The organism is Runella limosa DSM 17973, assembly GCF_000482465.1.
In the GTDB taxonomy this organism is placed as follows: Bacteria; Bacteroidota; Bacteroidia; order Cytophagales; family Spirosomataceae; genus Runella; species Runella limosa.
Genome location: NZ_KI519430.1, coordinates 1 through 21,137, shown reverse-complemented (window position 1 = coordinate 21,137; position 21,137 = coordinate 1). Strand labels below are relative to the sequence as shown.

The 21,137-nt window shown below is 43.4% G+C and carries 16 protein-coding genes; 9 read left to right on the top strand and 7 right to left on the bottom strand.

Features of this window, described 5'->3' with window-relative positions:
* Positions 1–132 precede the first annotated feature (132 nt).
* The 4 genes from K339_RS0129835 (at position 133) to K339_RS0129820 (ending at position 4,748) form a co-directional block, all read left to right on the top strand.
* On the top strand, positions 133–630 hold the full coding sequence (locus K339_RS0129835; protein WP_028526867.1) for a peptide deformylase: 498 nt from the start codon (positions 133–135) through the stop codon (positions 628–630).
* Between the two features lie 100 nt (positions 631–730).
* A complete protein-coding gene (locus tag K339_RS35320; protein WP_051398362.1) occupies positions 731–994 on the top strand; it encodes an MbcA/ParS/Xre antitoxin family protein in 264 nt (87 codons plus the stop codon).
* 55 nt (positions 995–1,049) lie between these two features.
* Positions 1,050–2,261: a M20/M25/M40 family metallo-hydrolase gene (locus K339_RS0129825; RefSeq protein ID WP_028526866.1), complete on the top strand. Its 1,212-nt coding sequence runs from the start codon at positions 1,050–1,052 to the stop codon at positions 2,259–2,261.
* 156 nt (positions 2,262–2,417) lie between these two features.
* Positions 2,418–4,748, top strand: coding sequence for an efflux RND transporter permease subunit (locus K339_RS0129820; protein ID WP_028526865.1), 2,331 nt, complete (start codon positions 2,418–2,420; stop codon positions 4,746–4,748).
* 90 nt (positions 4,749–4,838) lie between these two features.
* On the opposite strand, the gene K339_RS0129815 is transcribed toward K339_RS0129820, so the two are convergent.
* Positions 4,839–6,197 carry a M24 family metallopeptidase gene (locus tag K339_RS0129815; RefSeq protein ID WP_051398361.1) on the bottom strand — a complete coding sequence of 453 codons (1,359 nt, stop codon included), beginning with the start codon at positions 6,195–6,197 and terminating at the stop codon, positions 4,839–4,841.
* A 112-nt stretch (positions 6,198–6,309) separates the two neighbouring features.
* On the opposite strand from K339_RS0129815, the gene K339_RS0129810 reads away from it, so the two are divergent.
* Positions 6,310–6,864: a GNAT family N-acetyltransferase gene (locus tag K339_RS0129810; RefSeq protein WP_028526863.1), complete on the top strand. Its 555-nt coding sequence runs from the start codon at positions 6,310–6,312 to the stop codon at positions 6,862–6,864.
* On the opposite strand, the gene K339_RS0129805 is transcribed toward K339_RS0129810, so the two are convergent.
* The gene (locus tag K339_RS0129805) at positions 6,861–7,778 is read right to left on the bottom strand and encodes a sugar phosphate isomerase/epimerase family protein (protein ID WP_028526862.1); all 918 of its coding nucleotides are present in this window, start codon (positions 7,776–7,778) and stop codon (positions 6,861–6,863) included. The two genes, K339_RS0129810 and K339_RS0129805, sit on opposite strands and share 4 nt — an antisense overlap.
* Positions 7,779–7,971: 193 nt before the next feature.
* Between K339_RS0129805 and K339_RS0129800 the strand changes: the two genes are divergently transcribed.
* Together K339_RS0129800 and K339_RS0129795 are read left to right on the top strand one after the other, a co-directional pair.
* Positions 7,972–10,794 (top strand): TonB-dependent receptor, encoded by a 2,823-nt coding sequence (locus K339_RS0129800; RefSeq protein WP_028526861.1) that lies wholly within the window; start codon positions 7,972–7,974, stop codon positions 10,792–10,794.
* Positions 10,795–10,879: 85 nt separating this feature from the next.
* On the top strand, positions 10,880–11,776 hold the full coding sequence (locus K339_RS0129795; RefSeq protein WP_028526860.1) for an SDR family oxidoreductase: 897 nt from the start codon (positions 10,880–10,882) through the stop codon (positions 11,774–11,776).
* A 225-nt stretch (positions 11,777–12,001) separates the two neighbouring features.
* Here the strand turns inward: K339_RS0129795 and K339_RS0129790 are convergent, their stop codons facing one another.
* From K339_RS0129790 to K339_RS0129770, 5 genes are read right to left on the bottom strand one after another with little or no spacing between them, the layout of a single operon-like run.
* Positions 12,002–13,453: an MBOAT family O-acyltransferase gene (locus tag K339_RS0129790; RefSeq protein WP_028526859.1), complete on the bottom strand. Its 1,452-nt coding sequence runs from the start codon at positions 13,451–13,453 to the stop codon at positions 12,002–12,004.
* Between the two features lie 23 nt (positions 13,454–13,476).
* Complete coding sequence (locus K339_RS0129785; RefSeq protein ID WP_028526858.1) at positions 13,477–14,430, bottom strand: glycosyltransferase family 2 protein; 954 nt, start codon at positions 14,428–14,430, stop codon at positions 13,477–13,479.
* Positions 14,427–16,070 (bottom strand): hypothetical protein, encoded by a 1,644-nt coding sequence (locus K339_RS35315; protein ID WP_051398360.1) that lies wholly within the window; start codon positions 16,068–16,070, stop codon positions 14,427–14,429. The genes K339_RS0129785 and K339_RS35315 overlap by 4 nt, the downstream gene beginning before the upstream one ends.
* A complete protein-coding gene (locus K339_RS0129775) occupies positions 16,070–17,491 on the bottom strand; it encodes a DUF6056 family protein (protein WP_028526857.1) in 1,422 nt (473 codons plus the stop codon). The genes K339_RS35315 and K339_RS0129775 overlap by 1 nt, the downstream gene beginning before the upstream one ends.
* A 35-nt stretch (positions 17,492–17,526) precedes the next feature.
* Positions 17,527–18,507 (bottom strand): glycosyltransferase family 2 protein, encoded by a 981-nt coding sequence (locus tag K339_RS0129770; RefSeq protein ID WP_229598853.1) that lies wholly within the window; start codon positions 18,505–18,507, stop codon positions 17,527–17,529.
* Between the two features lie 426 nt (positions 18,508–18,933).
* Between K339_RS0129770 and K339_RS0129755 the strand changes: the two genes are divergently transcribed.
* Together K339_RS0129755 and K339_RS0129750 are read left to right on the top strand one after the other, a co-directional pair.
* Positions 18,934–19,485 (top strand): hypothetical protein, encoded by a 552-nt coding sequence (locus tag K339_RS0129755; protein ID WP_028526855.1) that lies wholly within the window; start codon positions 18,934–18,936, stop codon positions 19,483–19,485.
* A gap of 256 nt (positions 19,486–19,741) precedes the next feature.
* Positions 19,742–20,686: a 3-oxoacyl-ACP synthase III family protein gene (locus tag K339_RS0129750; RefSeq protein WP_028526854.1), complete on the top strand. Its 945-nt coding sequence runs from the start codon at positions 19,742–19,744 to the stop codon at positions 20,684–20,686.
* The last annotated feature ends 451 nt before the right edge of the window (positions 20,687–21,137 follow it).

Genomic DNA, 21,137 nt, shown 5'->3' with positions numbered 1-21,137 from the left:
AAATCTGGCAGAAGAGGTTTCTCAAAACCTCGTTTTCAAGGGTTTTGAGAAACCAACGGCACACATATGAGAAACCAACTACACATAAAGGATTTAATTTACGTTTAACTGTGCTGAGACACGAAGTAGAGAATGAAAACATTAGCAGATTTAATCCTACTGGGAGACCCTCGACTGTATGAAGTATGCGCGCCTGTTTTGCCTGAAGAACACCAACAACTGTTGGGCTGGGTGGCCGACCTAGACAATGTGATGCAAGAAGTGCGCACCAAATATGGCTTTGGGAGGGCCATTGCCGCGCCGCAGTTGGGAATTATGAAACGGTTGATTTACATGAACATTGACCGACCCGTGGTCTTTATCAATCCTGAACTGGTGAACTTGAGCGAAGAAACGTTTGAACTTTGGGACGATTGTATGAGTTTTCCCAACTTGTTGGTCAAGGTGAAGCGTCACAAATCGCTGGTTATTAAATATATGGATGAAAATTGGCAGCCGCAAGAATGGCTTATGGAAGATGCGCTTTCCGAACTTTTACAACACGAGTACGACCACCTCGACGGTATTTTGTGTACCATGCGGGCCATTGACGCGCAGTCGTTTCGCTGGCGGCCTACGCCTTCAAAGTAGTAGATTTCGTAAATTGGTAGATAAGAACCCATAATTAAAATATTTTTCACAGGGTTGTTGTTTAAAATAGTCGTTATTTTTACACCAAATGCCATGTATTATGTTTGAGGTAAATCATTTGGGCGAACTTGAAATCATTTCTGTGCCAATAGGAAAAGATGTCGAGGAATATTCTCTTCAACTTGCGGTTTTATGTAAATGTGGTAAGGATGTTTTTGGAGAATTACCACGATTTATTGGGTGGATGAATCACCCAAACCATATTTTAAGCGGAAAAAAGCCCATAGAATTGCTTGAAACGCCTTTGGGTTTTCAGTGGATTCATGACGAACTAACTCGTATTGCACACGGTACATTGGCCTAGTATAAACTTGTTGAAGATGCAAACGTTAAACTATTCACTCATCATAATTCCTCTAATGAAAAAAATACTATTAGTAGCTTGCTTGGCAGCGGGTTCATTGTACGCCCAAAAATCAGACATTTCTGCCAAAAACGTCCAAAAACATATTACTTACTTAGCATCTGACGAATTGAAGGGCCGTGGAACGGGCACGAAAGAAGAGAAAATGTCGGCTGATTATATTGCGAAATATTTCAAAGAAATAGGGCTCCAGCCCAAAGGAACAAATGGCTACGAACAGCCTTTTAAGGCAAATCTTGATACGGTACACGTCCTAGATGCCCGCAATGTGGTTGGGTTTTTGGACAACGGCGCCGACCGTACCATTGTCATCGGAGCGCACTATGACCACCTTGGCGAAGGTTATCAGCGCGGTTCGCTGATTCCTGACAGTAAAGGGAAAATCCACAATGGTGCCGACGACAACGCGTCGGGCGTAGCGGGTGTGTTGGAATTAGCGCGCCATTTTGCGAAAAACAAAGTCAAAGAAAAACACAACTTCCTGTTCATTTGCTTTTCGGCCGAAGAATTGGGTTTATTAGGCTCCAAATACTACGCCAACAACCCTACCATCGACTTATCGACGGTGAATTTAATGCTCAATTTTGACATGATTGGCCGTTTTGATTCTAATAAAGCAATTACTGTTGGCGGTTGGGGAACAAGTCCTACGTGGGGCCAAGTGATTCCTCCCGTGTTGGAACGCGATAAAATGGCATTTAAAATTGACTCCGCAGGCGCGGGCGCTTCCGACCACACGTCGTTTTATGTAAAGAAAATCCCTGTTTTGTTTTTCTTTACGGGCGTTCACGGTGATTACCACAAGCCAAGCGACGACATTGAATTGATTAACTTTGAAGGAGAAGCTAAAATTCTCAACTCCGTAGTTGGCATTGTGAACGCCGTTGATAAACTTCCCAATCGCCTAGAATACCGCGAAACGGCCATGCCCATGGCCCGCAATATGAGTTTCAAAGTGACGATGGGGCTTTTGCTCGATTATTCTTTCAATGGCCCAGGTATCAAGGTGGATGGGGTTTCAAAAAACCGTCCTGGGGAAGTAGCGGGCATCAAAGGCGGCGATTTGATTTTGCGTTTAGATAAATATACCCTGAATACCATTTACGATTACATGGGCGCATTGGGCAAGTTTGAAAAAGGCCAAACCGTAGAAGCAGAAGTGCAGCGAGGGGCTGATAAATTGACGTTGCCCGTTACTTTTAAGTAATAAACGAGCTTGTAAATGTAAAATGCCTCGATGAAAATCGGGGCATTTTTATTTTCTATTGACCTTCATGATAGACAATAAACTTTACTTTTTTAGGCTGAATCACGGGAAGGCTGAGTATCTTTGCGACTTTCGTAAAACAAAGCACCATTGCGTATGTGGAATAATATTGCTCAAAATATCATCAAATATCGGTTTATTTGGCTGGCAGTCATACTGGTTTCAACGGTTTTTATGGGGTACGAAGGAAGTAAAATTGAGCTTTCGTACAAGTTTGCACGTATCCTCCCGTCTGACGACCCTACCGAAAAAGAATACCAATATTTTCGACAACTTTTTGGGGAAGATGGCGCGATAATGGTCATTGGTTGGCAGGATGAAAACTTGTTTGAAGTCAATAAGTTTCGCGATTGGGAGGCCCTTGCTCAAAAAATCAAATCGACAGAGGGTATAAAAAATGTGCTTTCGCTGGGAAGTGTTTATAAAGTGGTTCGGAACGATAGCGCTAGCCGCTTCGACATTCTGCCTGCCATGAAGCAACTCCCAACGACCCAGGCGGAGGCCGATACGCTGAAAAAGCAGATTCAAAATTTGCCGTTTTATGATGGGTTGGTCTGGAACTCAAAAACCAATTCGACTCTTATATTAGTAACTTTCAACGAAGCCTCCCTAAATTCCAAACGTCGCTTGTCGATTGTGGAGGATGTCGCGAAGTTTTCAAACGAATTTGCCGTTAAGCACAATACCGAACTTCATTTTTCAGGAATGCCCTTCATCCGAACGACGATGATGAAGAAGATTTCGAGCGAAATGACGCTGTTTATGATTTTGGCCGTGGTGGTGACAGCCTTTATTTTGTGGGTTTTCTTCCGTTCTTTCCGCCTTACCCTTCTTTCTATCGTCGTCGTGCTCATCGGGGTTGTGTTTTCGATTGGCACTTTGCAGCTCTTTGAGTATAAAATTACGGCCCTCACGGGGTTGATTCCGCCGTTGTTGATTGTGATTGGTGTGCCGAACTGTATTTTCTTAATCAATAAATACCAACAAGAACTCAAAACCCACGGCAATAAAGACGAGGCTATTGCTGAAATGGTGAAACAAATTGGCTTGTCGATTTTGTTGGCCAATGTCACAACGGCCATTGGTTTTGGGGTATTTTATTTTACCAATAGTTCCCTTTTGGTGGAGTTTGGCGTGGTTGCCGCCATTTGTGTGATGGTCACGTATGTGCTTTGTTTGGTGTTGTTGCCCATCACGTTACACTACATGGATATTCCAAAAGCGCGTCATTTACGTCATTTGGACGGAAAATGGGCGGTGGGAATCCTGACAAAAGTAGATTATTTGGTACACAACAAACGCCGCGCTATTTACCTTGTGATGGTGGCTATGATTTTGATTTCTGCGTATGGAATAACCAAAATCAAGGCCATTGGGTATGTGGTGGATGACTTGCCCAAAAACGATAAAATCTACGTGGATTTGCGCTTTTTTGAGAAAAATTTCAATGGAGTTCTGCCTTTTGAAGTAATGATTGATACCAAACAACCCAACGGCGTATTTGGAAATCAAGCCCGAACGTTGTACAAAATTAAAGCACTTCAAAATGCACTTGCCGATTACCCAGAGTTTTCAAAACCTGTTTCGGCCGTGGAAGCGTCGCGCTTTTTATACCAAGCATATCGGGGTGGCGATGCCAAATATTACGTACTTCCTGGGGCGATGGAGTTGTCGAAATTGTCAGATTTTGTGCAAGGACAAGGCCAAAATGGTGCAGGAGCGAAGCAGTTGAATACGTTTTTGAACAAAGACCGCAGCATTACGCGGGTGAGTTTCCAAATGGCTGATGTGGGCTCGGAACGCATCAAAGAGTTGTTGAAAGAAATTCGTCCGAAAGTTGATTCTATTTTTAGCCCCAAAGACTACAACGTAAGCCTAACTGGACATAGTTTGGTATTTTTGAAAAGCAACGATTACTTGTTGGGCAACTTATACGAAAGCTTACTTATTGCGATTGTCCTGATTGCACTGGTTGGGATGATTCTTTTCCGTTCGGTGCCCATTATTTTGTTGTCAAAACTTCCCTGTTTGATTCCTCTGGCGCTGACGGCGGGTATTATGGGCTTTTTTGACATTTATTTTAAGCCTACCACCATCCTGATTTTTAGCATCACTTTTGGCATTGCTTCTGACGGTACGGTGTATTTCTTGACGCGTTATCGCCAGGAAATTTACAAAAATGGTCATGCCCCAACGGTTGCGATTACCAAAGCAATTTTTGGAACTGGCTTGAGCATGATTTACACGGCCGCGATTTTATTCTGTGGATTTGCCATTTTTGCCGCTTCTAGTTTTGGCGGAACGGCGGCGATGGGGGTCATGGTTTCTATCACGCTTTTGGTTGCAATGTGTACCAACTTGATTTTGTTACCAGCCTTGTTACTTTCGATTACCAATCGGATGAAGAAAGGGGAAAAACCTTCGTAATCGGCCAGAGGCCTGCGAATAGTCGTCACTCGCTGGAAGCGAGCGACTGCATACGTAAAGAGGCTGCCATTTTTGGCAGCCTCTTTGCATTTATTTGACATTCGCTACTTTTCTTGGAATGGTAAACATCTCCTTTTGCCGACCGTCCAAATAACGGAAGCCGTTGGCATCAAAATAGCCGTCTTCTTCTAGCATAATCCGAATAGTCTTTTTCCATTCAGGAATTTCCACCGCCGCATTTAGCTCAATAGAATAGGCGGTATTTTGAAACAATGGATAATCGCCCGTGCCAGGCACTCCCTGTTGCTGATCCCACATCCCAATCGTAGGCCCCGCAGCGTGGCCATGGACACCAATTGGGTGAGAATAAATACTGCCTGTGATACCCTCTTTTTTGGCTTGTTCGAGCGACTCTAATAGCATCTTGTTGCCCGTAGTTCCCACTTTAAAGCGGCTTGTAAGGATATCTTGTAAACGATTTCCCTGCATAAATGCCTTTTTCAAGTATTCAGGAATGTCTGTTTCTCCTGAACGAAGCACATAAGCGTGTTGTTGCTGGTCGGTATTTAGGCGTAAATACGTAATCCCGAAGTCGCAGTGTAGCAAGTCGCCTGGCATGATGACCTGTTTAGAAGGCCGTTTTGAAAACGTGCGGAGATGGTCAAAGCTTTCAGGGTCAAGGCGTTGAATGTCAACGGTTGGATGGAACCATGTCTCAAGCCCCAAATCTGTCACTTTTTGACGCATCCACCACACCACGTCATCTGTGGTGGTAATGCCTGGGTGAATAACTTTTTCCGAAAATGCTTCTTCGATAATCTGGTGAGAAATACGGCAAATAATTGGATAAATGGCCGCTTCTTTTTCGCTACGCGTTTCGAGCCAAGCCACAGCAAGGCGGTCGGCTGAGACAATTTTTACTTTTTGTTTTTCAGCCAAAGCCGTCATAAACTCCTTGTGTTCGGTAAAAGTTAGCCCATCAGAATGACCATAATCTTTGGAGAAATTTAAGGCAATTTTCTTTGGATTTCGGTCATCAATTACCTTCGCTAGTGCCAGCCATTGGTTCGGTTGCACGTTGATGTCCCACTCGCCTTTGAGCAAATTCCCGACGTCGTAGCGGGCAATGGCCAGTTTTTCTAGCGGCTTGTCACCGCCTGCATCGTAAAAAACCATGATGGTACGGCGGCGTGCCGAAAGCCACGTACTTGGAAGCATGGTTTTCATCACTGGGTCTTCGTTGTACTCGCGCGAAATAATAATCCACATGTCAATTCCCTCTCGCCGCATCAACTGAGGCAATAGGTTGTTGAAGCGGTCTTCTAAAATTTCATCCACAACGCGGGCTCGTTCGCGTTCGGGCAGAATGGGGGTTTGGGAAAAAGATAAAAAAGTAACTAAGCAGAAAGCAATGGACAAAAAATGCCGAAGTAAAGGTTGTTTTAGCATAAGTGTTTAGGTTGGATGAATGTGTTTACCGACAAAGATACGGGGAATGTTTGGGTTGCTGAATGCCTGTTGTTACTTTTACGGCCATTCTACTTTTTAACCCGTTAGCGACATGTCGGTGATTTTTACTTCTGCCCAAAACGATGAAGATTTGCGTAAGGTGTTGGAGCTTCAAAGCCAAAATTTATACAAAAACACCCCGTCAGAGTACCAACAAGACCAAGGTTTTACGACGGTCGAACATTCGTTTGAATTCATCAAAAAAATGAACGATGCCTTGCCACAAATCATCGCCAAAGACGGCGACTTGTTGGTGGGCTATGCCTTGGTGATGCCGCGTACTTTTGGGCAACTCATTCCCGAATTAGTGCCCATGTTCGACATTATTTCGGGTTTGGAGTACGACGGAAAACCATTGAGCGAGCAGCGTTATTATGTCATGGGGCAAATCTGCGTGGCACAGACGCACCGTGGACAAGGGATTTTTGATGGGCTGTATGCCGAACACAAACGTCAATTGTCGGGGGAATTTGACTTGTGTGTGACCGAAATTGCCGTACGAAATACGCGCTCGACGCGGGCGCACGAGCGCGTAGGTTTTCGTACAATACACACCCACGAAGACCACATCGACTTGTGGAACATTGTGGCTTGGGATTGGCGCTAACCTTTCATCGCCTCGCGCAACATGGCAATGCTTTTTCGTACCCCCGATTCGGCGGGTTCTTTGCCTTCAAATTCGAGGGCTACGTAACCTTTATAATTGGCTTGGCGAAGGATATTAAAAATACGTTTGTAGTCTAAGTCGAGCGAGTACCATTCGCCGCCGCCGTAGTAGGTTTTGGCTTGTACAAAATTGGCGACGGGGGCTACTTTTTCGAGTTTTGTGTAAGGGTCTTCCAAAAAATTACCCGTATCCATCAACACCCCCAACCAAGGCGAATCAATCGCTTTCCGAATGCGCAACAATCCTTCTGGAGTAGAGGTAAGTCCCCAGTGATTTTCGAGGGCCAGCATCACCCCACATTCGGCGGCTTTGGCGAGGCATTTTTCGATGCTATCAATGCACCATTTGAAACCGTCGTCTTCGGTGTAGCCTGGCAAGATGGGCTCTATGCCCCGTTTGGCCATGAGTTCATCAAACGATTTGATGGTATTCCAACGGCCCGAATTAAGGCGAATCGACGGAATGCCCATTTTGTAAGCAAGCTCAATGCAGTGCAAGGTATGGTCGATGTTTTTCTGGCGCTCGGCGGCATCGGGCGAGACAAAACTTTGGTGAATCGACAAACAAATCAAGTCCACGCCGTTGACAAAAGCATGGCGTTTGAGTTTTTGGAGATAGGCATTGTCCTCGCTGTCCATTTGGCGGTGCAAAATATCCACTCCTTCGATTTCGAGGCGAGCGGCTTCGTCAATTACCGTTTCGATGGGTACTTTGGGCGTTTTGAAATGCCAGTAGGAATAAGATGCAAGCCCTAGTTTGTAGGGAGCAACGGCCGCTGGGGCTGGCGTAGGAGTGGGGAGCGACAAGGCAGCCCCGCTCAGGGCAGTTTGTTGAAAAAAGTCGCGACGATTCATGAGAGAGAAAAGGGTGATGTTAAGATTTAGGTTACAAGTAAAGCCAATATTTCTTAAAGCCCAAAAACAGCAAAATCTTTATCGGTAAATAGTCGCCTTATCGTCGGTGTTCTTGGGCGTTTCATCGCTTTTCATACTTCTGTGACTAAACTTTCTGCTATTTCAACTATCCAATTGTGAAATAACATACACCATGACAAAAATACGTTACATTTTTGCCCTTCTTTTTCTATGTTCAGCTAGTTTGGCAGTAGCCCAAACGATTGAAGTAAAAGGCCGCCTGATTGATGCCAACGACAAATCTGCCCTCATTGGCGCCAATGTACTCTTGATCAATACGGCCGATTCAACCTCAAGATTTGGAGTTGTTGCTGATACTTCTGGGCGATTTTTATTTAAAAATATTCCCACGGCGAGTTATCGGATGGTGGCTTCGTATATTGGTTATATCTCGTACGACCAGCGCCTTAATTTTCGTCGGACTAGCCCCGATTTGGGCGAAATTGTCCTTAAACCTGATGCCCAGTTGTTGAAAGACGTCATTGTGAAAGGGGTAGCCGAGCGTGTTGAACAAAAAGGCGATACGACAGTTTACAACGCCAGCGCATTTAAAGTCAATAAAGACGCCAATGCGCAGGATTTGTTGGAAAAAATGCCCAACATCACCATCGAAAACGGGCAGGTAAAAGCCCAAGGGGAAAATGTACAAAAGGTAACCGTGGACGGCCGTGAGTTTTTCGGAGACGATGCGACGTTGGCCTTAAAAAACCTTCCTGCTGAAGTAATTGATAAAATTCAGGTGTTTGATCGCCTCAGTGACCAAGCGCAGTTTACGGGATTTGACGATGGACAAACCACCAAAACCATCAACATTGTTACGCGCTCCGACCGCAATAATGGCCAGTTTGGAAAAGCCTACGCTGGCTATGGCACCAACAACCGCTACATGATAGGCGGAAGTACCAATTATTTTAAGAAAGATACCCGTATTTCGCTCATCGGGATGTCTAATAATATCAACCAACAAAACTTTGGAACAGAAGACTTGCTTGGCGTATTAGGTGGCTCAGGTGGGGGAGGCCAAAGTGGCGGTGGAAACCGTGGTGGTGGTGGAAATCGCGGCGGCGGTGGTGGTGGAAATTTTGGCGGTGGAAACGCCTCTGATAATTTTTTGGCAGGACAGCAAAGTGGCATTACAACGACCAATGCCATTGGGTTGAACTATTCTGATAACTGGGGAAAAAAATGGAAAGTGACGGGTAGTTACTTTTTTAATAATGCCAAAAATACCAACACAACGGATTTGGCACGTACGTTTTTTACAACCCAAGGTGCAGGCCAACTGTATGATGAGAATTATTATTCGTCAAACAATAACTTTAACCACCGCGTAAATGCCCGTTTGGAATATACCATCAATAACAAAAACTCCGTCATCATTACGCCGCGTTTTAGTATTCAAGACAATACAGCTTTTAGTAGCTTGTTGGGCGCAAATAGCCTAAATGCAAAGGCGTTAAACCAAACGCAAACCAATCGCCAAAACCAAAATGACGGGAATAACTGGGGAAATACGATTCTGTGGCGTCACCGTTTTGGAAAAATTGGCCGTACGATTTCAGTAGGATTGACCACTTCATCGAATGCCCGCGTGGGAGAATCGTCGTTGAAGTCAACCAACCGATATTTTGGACGTTTGACGGCTGATTCCTTGCAAATTACCGACCAACAAACCGAAAGCAGAGGAAACGGCTACACGGTTTCGAGTAATATTTCTTTGACCGAAAATGTAGGTCGTGGTGGGCAATTACAACTCAATTACGTGCCGTCGTACACCAAAAATTACTCGGAAAGAAATACTTATAATTATAACCAAGCAACGAGCGAATACAGCTCGCCTGATTTGCGCCTTTCCAATGAGTTTGACAATACCTACATTACCAACCGCTTCGGTGGAAGTTATCGTTTACGCATCAAAAAAACGATGGTAACGGCGGAATTGAACTACCAAAATGCCCAACTCGTTGGAAAACAGACGTATCCGACAGAGTTTGAGGTAAACCGTTCGTTCAATAACTTCTTACCATCGGCCATGTTGATGTACCGTGGAAGCGATGGCCAAAGTTTGCGAATCAATTACCGTACCTCCACCAATGCGCCCTCTATTAGTCAGTTACAAAATGTGGTGGACAACTCCAACCCATTGTTGCTCAGAACGGGTAATCCTGACTTGAAGCAAGAGTATAACCATAATATGTCGCTTCGGTACGGAATCACAAAGGCAAAAACCGCCCGCAGTTTCTTTATCAATTTTAACGGGTCGTTTACCCAAAACAACATTAGCAATACTACCTTTATCGCTACCAGAGATACGGTGGTGGCAGGCTTTACTTTACGGACTGGTTCTCAATTTACCCAGCCCGTCAACGTCAACGGAAACTGGAATGTTCGCTCATTTATTACGTACGGAATGCCACTTACGTCGCTGAAAAGTAATTTGAATTTCAATATCGGAACAGGTTATACCCGTACCATAGGCTTGATTAACCTGGTAGAAAATATTGCAAATACACAATCTATCACGGGTGGGTTGGTCTTGAGTAGTAATATCAGTGAGCAGCTTGATTTTACTTTTTCGGTGAACGGTAACTATAATACCGTGAAAAATTCACTCCAGCCTGCACTTGACGGAACTTATTATTATCAAAATAGTAACTTCAAAATCAACTGGGCGACCAAAAGCGGTTTCTTCGTCAATACGAATATCAACAATACTTTCTATACGGGACTTGGGCAGGATTTTAACCTGAATTTTACCCTTTGGAACGCGGCCGTAGGGTATAAATTCTTGAAGAATAAGGCAGGAGAGTTGAAAGTAAGTTCGTTTGATGTCTTGCGCCAAAACAATAGTGTGAGCCGTAACATTACCTCTACTTATATTGAGGATGTTAGGACGCGGGTTTTGCAGCGTTATTACATGATGACATTCACCTATACCTTGAGAAATTTTAGGTAATTAACCCTTGTTTTTTAACCTCATTTTAATGCCAAACCACAGACTTAATGTTTGTGGTTTGGCATGAGGTACTATCTTTGCGCGTATGAAAACAATTCTTGTGACAGGTTCTAACGGTTTGTTGGGACAAAAATTAATTGAGCTACTAATTCAACAGCCTGATACAAAGGTTATTGCTACGGCACGCGGCGAAAACCGCCTTCCTTTCAAAGAAGGATATGACTATTTTTCAATGGACATTACCAAGCCTGAAGAAGTCGCATCTGTCATCCACAAAACGATGCCGGATGTAATTGTCCACGGAGCGGCGATGACCAATGTGGATCAGTGTGAATTTGAAAAAGAAACCTGTTGGGCACAAAACGTAAAAGCCGTTGAATATATAGTGGAAGCGTGCCGTAAGCACGATATATTTCTTTGTCACGTATCGACAGATTTCATTTTTGACGGTGCCGCAGGCCCATATACCGAAGAAGGAGAGGCCAATCCGTTGAGCTTTTACGGATGGAGCAAATACGCTGCCGAAAAAGTGGTTCAACATTCGGGTATTCGGTGGGCAATAGCTCGGACGGTGTTGGTCTATGGCATTGCGTTTGACATGTCTCGTTCCAATATCATTCTTTGGGTAAAAAAATCGTTGGAAGAAGGTAAAAATATCAAAGTAGTAACCGATCAATGGCGCACGCCTACCTTAGCCGAAGATTTGGCGATGGGTTGTTTTTTAATTGCCGATAAAGAAGCTGAAGGCGTGTTTAATATTTCAGGTAAAGATTTGCTAACTCCCTACGAAATGGCGATGATGACGGCTGATTATTTTGGGTTAGACAAAGGCTTAATTGCCGAAGCTGATTCTTCTAATTTTACCCAACCTGCAAAGCGACCAGCGCGTACGGGCTTTGTTTTGGATAAATCAAATGAAATTTTGGGATATAATCCACATACATTTAAAGAAGGTATTGCAATTTTAGCATCTCAGTTGTAAATTGCCTTCGCTAACATAGTTTCTTTGTTTCTTGGAGTTTATATATCCAGCCTGTGGGTTTCGACCCACAGGTTTTTTTGTGCCGTGCCTGCGGTTTCTCAAAACCGCAGTTTCGTGCCGAGACTTTGGCTACTCACACCCTAACTCCTGTCAACTGTGCCTTCGGTTTCTCAAAACCGAAGTTTTGCGGTTCAGGTTTTGAGAAACCTGAACCACGGGAGTTTCCTAAAACTGAAAATAAATAAACTGATTGGAGTCGAAAACGCCAAAGAAGTAAGTTAAAACGGATACCGTAACAAAGACCGCCCAGAAAACAACGTTTTTGCGGGTCGGAATGTGTAAAATGTAATGTTCTTTAACGAGCAAAAGAAGAATAAGCCCTACCGAAAACCACATTTCAACGTTGTTGAGGGCTGCTTGAAGGGGTTCATGGAAGGAAAGCTGCGTCATTTTTTTCAGAATAATAAAAGAATGACGAACCTCCTCTCCAACGGTGAGTTTGGGGTTGTCGCCTACGGCAAAAAACACCCACGTTAGCATCACAAGCACAAATGTAATGGCGGTTTGAAGGTAAACGTACCAAGTTGCTTTGGGCAGTGTGATGTTCCACCGTTTTAAGTATTTGTCGCGAATAGAGGCGGCAACCAAATAGCTTCCGTGTAATCCTCCCCAAATGATAAAATTCCAACTAGCACCGTGCCAGAGTCCACTTGCAAGAAAAACGATGAATCGGTTGAGGTAAGCCCTGCCTTCTCCTACGCGATTTCCACCGAGAGGGATGTATAAGTAGTCTCGAAACCAAGTCGATAGCGAAATATGCCAGCGTCCCCAAAATTCAGCAATAGACTTTGAAAAATAAGGGGTGCGGAAGTTTTCCATGAGGTTGAAACCCATGACCTGTGCCGCTCCCAAAGCAATATCAGAGTAACCCGAAAAATCGCAATAGATTCGGAAGGTATAAAAGAATGTCGCGACCAACAACGTAAGTCCGTTGTGATGCTGTGGGTCTAGGTAAGCTGGGCCAGCCATCAAGGCCAGTCGGTCGGCAATAACGGCCTTTTTGAACAAACCAAAAGCCATTCGTGTCAGACCTGCTTTGATGTTTTCCCAATCGTAAGCATGATTTTCGTGGAATTGATGCAGCACGTTTTGCGGGCGTTCGATGGGTCCAGCCACTAACTGTGGGTAAAACATGACGTACAGCGCATAAATCCCAAAATGCCGTTCTGCTTGCTGATTGCCACGATATACCTCAATGGTATAACTCATGGCCTGAAACGTATGAAACGACAAGCCAATGGGTAAAACGAGGTCGGGGTTTAGGTGTTTTAGGATGGGCAAACTCCATTCCAAGCCCACTTTCCAAGAGACGGCGTTGAAACTTTCGGCAAAAAAATCGAAATATTTAAAAACTGCTAAAATGCCGACGTTGGTAAAAATACTGATGACCAAAAGCCACTTCCGTTTAGTTCCTTCGGCAGACGCAATCCAAATTCCTGCAAAGTAGTCGATAACAATGGTGGCAAACAGAATTAAGATGTATATCGGTTTGAAAACCAAATAAAAATAACAACTCGCAAGCAGCAACAACAGCCAACGCAGGTTCCAGCGTAGGCTGTAATAGGCGAATGTGATGACGATAAAAAAAAGCAGAAATTGGACCGAATTGAAAAGCATGGCTTCGTTAAAACCGAAAAATGTTACACCGAATCTTTTAACTTACCATCAACAATGGTTTCTTTCACAATAAACAGCGGGCGGCCTTTGGATTGGAAGAAAATACGCAGTACGTATTCGCCAATGATTCCTAAGGCCATGAGCTGAACGCCACTGAATAAAATGACGACAAACAAAAGAGCCGTGAATCCTTCGATGACATCGGCATAGAAAAGTTTTTTTGCAAGCACAACGATAAAATAGATCAATGCTATACCAATAGAAACACCCCCTGCCCGTGTCATAAACGAAATGGGAAATTCACTAAAGTTGAAAATACCATTATAAGCCAAACGGAAAAGTTGTTTGAAAGTATATTTCGATTCGCCTGCTACCCGTTCGCTTCGCTCGTACTCGTATCCAGTTTGTTTAAAACCAATCCAAGACCGCATTCCGCGTAGGAAACGGCTTTCTTCGGGCATTTGGTTTAACACATCAGCCACGCGCCGACTTATCATGGCAAAATCGCCACTGTCGAGGGGAATATCCACATAGGAGATTGATTTCAACAAACGGTAAAACAGAAAATAACCAGTTCGTTTGATGATATTTTCTTTGCGCTTGCGACGAACGGCATACACCACGTCGTATCCTTCCTGCATTTTTTGGTAAAAATCAGGTAAAAGCTCAGGAGGGTCTTGCAAGTCACCATCAATAATAAATAGCGCTTCTGTTCCTCGGGCCGCCGCCAAACCCGCCGTAAGGGCAAGCTGGTGGCCGTGGTTTCGGGATAGAAACACACAATGAAAACGACCGTCGGTCAACGCTAGTTGGCGCATTTGAAGCGCAGTATTGTCGCGACTGCCATCATCGACCAACACCACCTCAATCCGAAGCGTGAGGCTGTCCATGAGTTTGGTGAGGCGCTCTACCAAGTGAGGAAACGATTCCGACTCGTTGTAGAGTGGAGCTACGATGGATATTTGGGGTGTATTCATGCCTTTTTCTTCCATTCAAGGGGTTGATAGTGAGTTGATTGTGGCTTGCCGTCTCTGGCAAGGACAAACTGCAATTGGTACGTTCCAGGCTCAACAGCCGCATAAGGAATTAGCAGAGTAGTACCTGTTGCGTAGCGTTTGAGCCAATTACGGCCTGTATAAAGTGTAGGTTCAAGTTTAAATAAATACTGCCGACGGTCGGATCGTAAAGAAACGTACAGCGCTCCGTCAATTTCAGGGGTAAAAGAGTAGGTTTCTTCCCGAATCAACAAGCCATCTGTTTGATATTCAAGCTGTGGCTTAATCGGGAAACGTGTCGGTGTTTGGAGTGATTGGATGACGGGGGCAAGGGTAGTAGGGTAGTGGTATATTCCCCGTTGAACGTTGAATTTCATCAGCGAGTCAATGTACAGCGCAGCGGGCGTATTGGGAATAAATCCTAAGCCAAAACCGTTGTGTTCTTGGTTAAATGCCCCAGCTAATAGCGTTTTACGGCGTTCGTTGATGGTAGGCCAATAATGCAGCAAACTCAATCCCCAAATGCCAATTCCTACTACTAAAGCTATCTTGAAGTGGGTTTTCTTGGTTTGTTGGCGGTTCAACACAAGGTAAAACCCGTAAATAACCATTAAAAACAGCGCAGGGTAGATTTTGTAATTGCTGACAATCATCACAAAATACCCAAATCGGGGGCGTAAAAAAGCGATGATGCTGGCGTTGGCCAATAAATACGTACTGACGCCTAACAAAAACAGCAGCGCCTCTTGACGGGCTAAAGTGCGTTCTCTGTACAGTTTCCACATTTTTACTAATGCAACTGCGAGTACTGCTATCATGCCTATTCCGCCTATCGTTGGCAAGATAGAGCGTTCGAGTGTGCTGCGATCGGGAAAGAAATCGAATAAGCCCCCAATAAAAGTAAAAAAGCCAAAAAACGTCTGGTGTGGGTGCTGTAGAAAGTAGCCAAAACTTGATTCGTTATTCAAGGTTTGCATTCCTCTAAAATACAAGAAAACGGCAGCCACGCCCGCTACTAACCACGTTAGGAGCAATTTATAACGGCCTTGAAGAAACAAAATGATTATACCCGCTGGCCACACAAAAATGCCGTTGCTCATGGCAAAATTGGCACAAAACCCCGTCAAAACTGCCCATCCAAACTGTTGTTTGCTCAATAGATAACAGGTGAGGCTCACAAAGAAAATGACAGGCAAGTGTTGCAGTGCCGTGATGGCCCACAGGCTAGTCATGTGGTATTGCAACTGAAACAAAAAGAAAAGTAACGGAATAAGGTATTCCCAATCAATTTTTTGCTGGCGAAAAACTTTAATAAAAATAGCCAACGTGCCTAGGGTAAAACCAAAGCCTAGCCAATGTAAAAAGGTGAAATTGAGTTCGCCAAAAAGCCAGTAGTAAATCAGCACGCCTAACTTCCCAAAAATCATTCGGTGCTCATTGTTAGGCTGTAAAATGAGCTGAATTTGAGTAAATAAGTCGCTACTATTTACCCATTTACGCAAAAAGTCAGGAAATGGGTCGAAATCGTCGAACCAAGGCACATTGACGGAAAACTGGGCCAGTGTAACCACAAACAAGCCAATGGGTAAGGCCGCAAGAAGACCAAAAAGAATTTTACGCATCAGGGAGTGGCTTTAAGTACAACTGCTTTTTTACCAAAATATCCCCCCATGCACTTGCTCCATAAATGTTTGGGGTTGGGGTTGGCGTCGTCCAAATAAATTGATTGGGGTTTTGATTGCAGGGGGGAAACATAAACAGTATCACCTGGCGTGCTTTCAATATAAGCGTAGCGTGCTTTTAATTCTTGATCATAAGCAGCGGCTCGGCCTCGTAGCCAGTCGCCATATACCATTCGTAAGTTACTGCTAAAGAGGGTGCTTACTAAAATAAGTAGTGCTAGAACTGCTTTGATGGAAGGCGGTAAATACCAATGTTGCGCGCCTAAAATTTGGTTGTTATAGAGCCAATACAAGACAACCGAAAGCGTATAAAACCAACCTAACAAAAAATAAAAATAAACAGAGTTGATGACGCGAGGGGCAGGTTCAATTCCAATACCGTAGTAAGAAGGGAAAATTTGCACAAACAAAATGCCCAAATAAGTGAGTAAAACAATCCAAATAGGCACCTTAAAATAGGGAATAGCGGTTGTATATTTGTCAAAAAGGCGAGGTAAAACCGCAATCCAAAGAATTGAAAAAACCAGAAGTGGGGTTCTGAAAATCCAGTCGATGCTAAGTTGTGCTAATTTTTTGAGTGACTGGAGCGTCGAAAGGGTAAAATTTCGTCCTTCAGGGTTGCCATTCATGCGAAGGACGTTGCCAGGGGAGGTAAAGAAAATGTAGCATGAAAACACGGCTACGATAACCATGAAAAACGCCAGATTGTCCCATTTACGGCGAATAACAAGCTGATAACCAAACCAACCTGCCACGAGCAGTACCATAATCGTAAGGTTAGTTTCGCTACAACCAATGACTGCGAACACCAAGAATCCAGCAAAAATAGCGGTGAGTTTTTGGCGCATTCCGTTGGGCTGTTGGTACATACGAATCACCACCGTAAGCCAATACAACGTAAGGATGTTAGGAACGGTATAAGTGACAAAAGCGGCCATCCAGTAAAAAGCCTCCACAATGCTCATAATTTTGAGGATAAAGAGCAGCATAATCCCACCCGTAACCCCCAAAATACCCCAACGGCTCCATTTAGAGAACAACTCTTTACATAGCGCGTATAAACTACCCGTGAGTCCCAAAACGAGCAAAAAAGAAAGTAACTTAAAACCTCCTGCCCATTTGACCACCAACGGATTCGAGTGGTTGAGCAATATTCCAAAGTATCTGCCCGTCCAACCGCTGTAGTAAAAGTTCATGGCCTCAAAATAACCATACTTAAACACGGTATCTATGTAGCAATAATCATCGACAGGAGAGGGGTGATTATAAAAAGACAACGCCAATAAGGGGACGATTGCCACGGCAAGTAGCCCAACATTGAAGAGGTCTTGAAAAAGAGGTTGTTGTAGTTTTTTTAGCATTGAATGCTGCTGTTTTATGACGATAGCGAACGAATTTACTGAGTCGCGTCAGTTGTTACTTTCTCAATGATGTATCTAGGTCTTCCTTTTACTTCTTCGTAAATTTTTCCAACGTATTCTCCAATTAAGCCAAGGGCAATCATATTAGCTCCGCTAAAAAAGGTCATGGGAAGCACAATCGACGTCCAACCCGCTACAGTACTTCCAAAAAGGTACGAGACGCCAATGTAAACCCCTATGCCCATGGCAATGAGGAAATTGAAAACGCCAAAATATAGTACCAATCGCATGGGGAAAGTGCTGAAAGAGGTGACACCATTCCACGCAAAAAGGAGCATTTTTTTGAGCGGGTACTTGGTCTCACCTGCTTCTCGCTCAAAACGTTTGTAAAAAACCTTCTCGGAACGGAAGCCGATGAGTGGAATAATACCCCGTAAGAACAAGTTGACTTCCTTAAAATGGGAAAATTCTTCTAAAATACGGCGATCCATGAGGCGAAAATCAGCGTGGTTGAATACCACTGGCACGCCCATCCAACGCATCACTTTATAGAACCCTTCGGCGGTGGTACGCTTAAACCATGTATCAGAACTTCGGTCGTCGCGCACGCCATAAACCACCATAGCTCCATCGTGGTGTTGGTCGAGCATCTGACCAATGGCCTCTACATCATCTTGCAAGTCGGCATCAATCGTGACAAAGCAATCGAAATCCTGAATATGGTGCATCAAACCAGCTAGAATAGCACTTTGATGGCCAAAGTTTCGGGAAAGTTTAATCCCAATGGCGTGCGTATCCGTCTTACAAATGTCATCGATAAGTTGCCAAGTACGGTCACGACTTCCATCGTTGACGTAGCAAATTTTACTTTCAGGGGCAATTTTACCTTCTTGAACCAACCGAGTACGGTACTGCTGAAGCGTACGATGTGTCTTAGCAAGAATTTCTTCTTCGTTATAGCAGGGTACTACGAGTAATAATTTGGTTTGAGGCATTTGCGATAAATCAACAGTCATTGAAATTTGGCAAAAATACGGCACTTTCCATAACCGAGCGTCATTTAGGGCAGAGATTTTATTTTTCGGGGGAAAAAAAGTTGTTTTTGGGTACTTGAATTTAGGGTGATGGGTATTTTGCCTTCAGGGCTTTTGTTTAGTGTATCATAAACTTTATTCACACTGGTAGTGTTATGATCGAGTAAATATTGATATATTTGTATGTATCAATAGTAGCTTAAATTCGCAATATTTATATTTAAAATCCTATCTTATTATGGATACTCTAGTAAAAAAAACGAGGCTATCAAAAGGAGAAAGGCTTAATTGGGAAAAAGTTAAACGAGTAACCCCCGTGAAATTAACTCCTGACACCGTCGTTGGTAAATTTATTACTGAAAGGGAGCATAATAAAATAAGTAGTAATAATAAAAGATTTTTAGTCCCTTGACTTTTGACTACCCTGGTTATGATTTAAAGTTTATTCAGAGAGAGCCCTGTAATGATACTACAGCTCATGAATATACATTAGTTTTCAAATTCTTCTCTACTGCTACCAAGCTTCACTACATTGTTCGTGCCGACTATCATACGGGAGATGTTTTTGCAATAAAGTTTTATTGTAAGCAACATCGTCGCAGCGAACGAAAGTACAATATCATTACGAATAAAGGGGATTTGGGTAATATACTCGTTACTTGTGCGAAGGTAATTCCTCTACTTTTAAAATGTTACCCGCTTGCTTCTATTGGTTTTTCTGGTGCAAGAACGATTGACCGTCAAAAAAGGGCGGAAGGGTATCATAATAACCAAAGATACAAAATCTACAAGCAGCTTATACCAATGAAAATTGGGCGTGTTACATTTGAACATGTTGCGTATGACAGTATTAGTTCGTATTTGTTGATAAACAGAAACAACCCCGATATTCTTCAGAAAGAGAAAGAGCTTAAGGAAATGTTTATTGCTACATACACTGATTTATTTGAAATGATATGAATACTTGCTTGTAAAATATGACAGCTCTGAACCCCAGTTTTTCGGAATTATCAATGAACTATCGAACTTTTCTGTGGTTTTTGGGTTGAATGTATTGGCCTAAGTTTATTTAAAAGCAAGTAAGTATTGAATCTCCAAAAGAAAATTGTTAGGATTTATTGACGACTTTCTTGTAAGATTTTAATATTTTGTACTACGTTTTCTACGAAATGTTTAACTTTCGGCCATAAATAGTTAGGTATAAACCAACCCTTGTATGTTTCTTCACCAAGTGGCTCACTACTTGCCAGAACAAGTAGTTGATAACGAACATTTTACTAAACTCAATGGGCTGTCTGATGAGTGGATAGTGCAGCGTACGGGCATTCAGCTCCGACGTAAGGCAGCCTCGGCCGAAAACTCCCACAGCATGGGGGTCGAAGCCGTAAAGTCATTATTGGATAAAATTCAAATTGATATATCAGAAATTGATTTAATCGTAGGTGCTACTTATACTGCTTATGATACCATTGTTACACTTGGCCATGCCGTGCAACATTTTATCGAAGTAGCGGATATTCCTGTCGTGACGATTTCCTCGGCTTGTTCTTCATTATTGAATGCTGTGGAAGTAGTGGAGGGATATTTTGCCATGAATAAGGCGTCAAAAGCGTTGGTAATTACTTCAGAACACAACACTGGCTACTATAACGAAACTGATACCGTATCGGGACACCTGTGGGGCGATGGCGCAGCGGCCATGCTTCTCACGAAAGAGCGTATAAGCGAAGGAGATATGGAAATGCTGTCACTAGTAACGGGTGGGGCTGCTACGAGTGGCAAAGCCACCGAAGCTGTGGTGCTGCGTCCCAACGAACGTGGGGTGATTATGCCGTTTGGACGGGATGTGTTTATCAATGCTTGTACTTACATGCCAAAGGCAAGCTTGACGGTGCTTGAAAAATGCGGCCTGACCATCAATGATGTGTCTTATGTGCTGCCTCACCAAGCCAACTTACGGATTAGTCTCAACGTAATGAATACGCTTGGCTTGTCCGAAGAAAAACTAATCTCGAACATTCAATACCTCGGAAATACGGGCTGCGCAGGTTGCGCCATTGGCTTGTCAGAGCATTGGCCTCGTTTCCAGTCAGGCGATCATATCGTGGTGACGGTCTTTGGGGGTGGTTATTCGTACGGAGCTATGTTATTGCGGAAATAAAACCCTTTTTGAAGTGTCGAATGGAGAGTGCAGAATGTCGAATCCTTGTTGGATTGAGTTGTGATCAACTCGATGTACGGCTAGGTTTATTTGAGGCTTCCCTTGGAAATTACTTTTTCAAAAAATATTTTCAAAAAATCCACTCCAAGTTGAGTGGATTTTTTGGTTAAAAACTGTTGAATTATAAAAATAATACTATTTATGTCAACTAATATGAATCTTTTCTACGTTTTTCTAACGTATTAACACAGTTTAATAACCATCCTATTTTAAATAGAGCGGGTAATTTCTTGACGTTTCCTTTATTTTATGCAGCTAATAGAAATGTACTCTTTCCCTTTTTCCTTCTCTTTGCAACCTTAACGGCATTGGCAGTGTGAATTCCGAAAAATAGCCAAACTTCTTCAGTCTGAGGATTTTTAGCTTTTATCTTATCAAGCAAATAATGTTC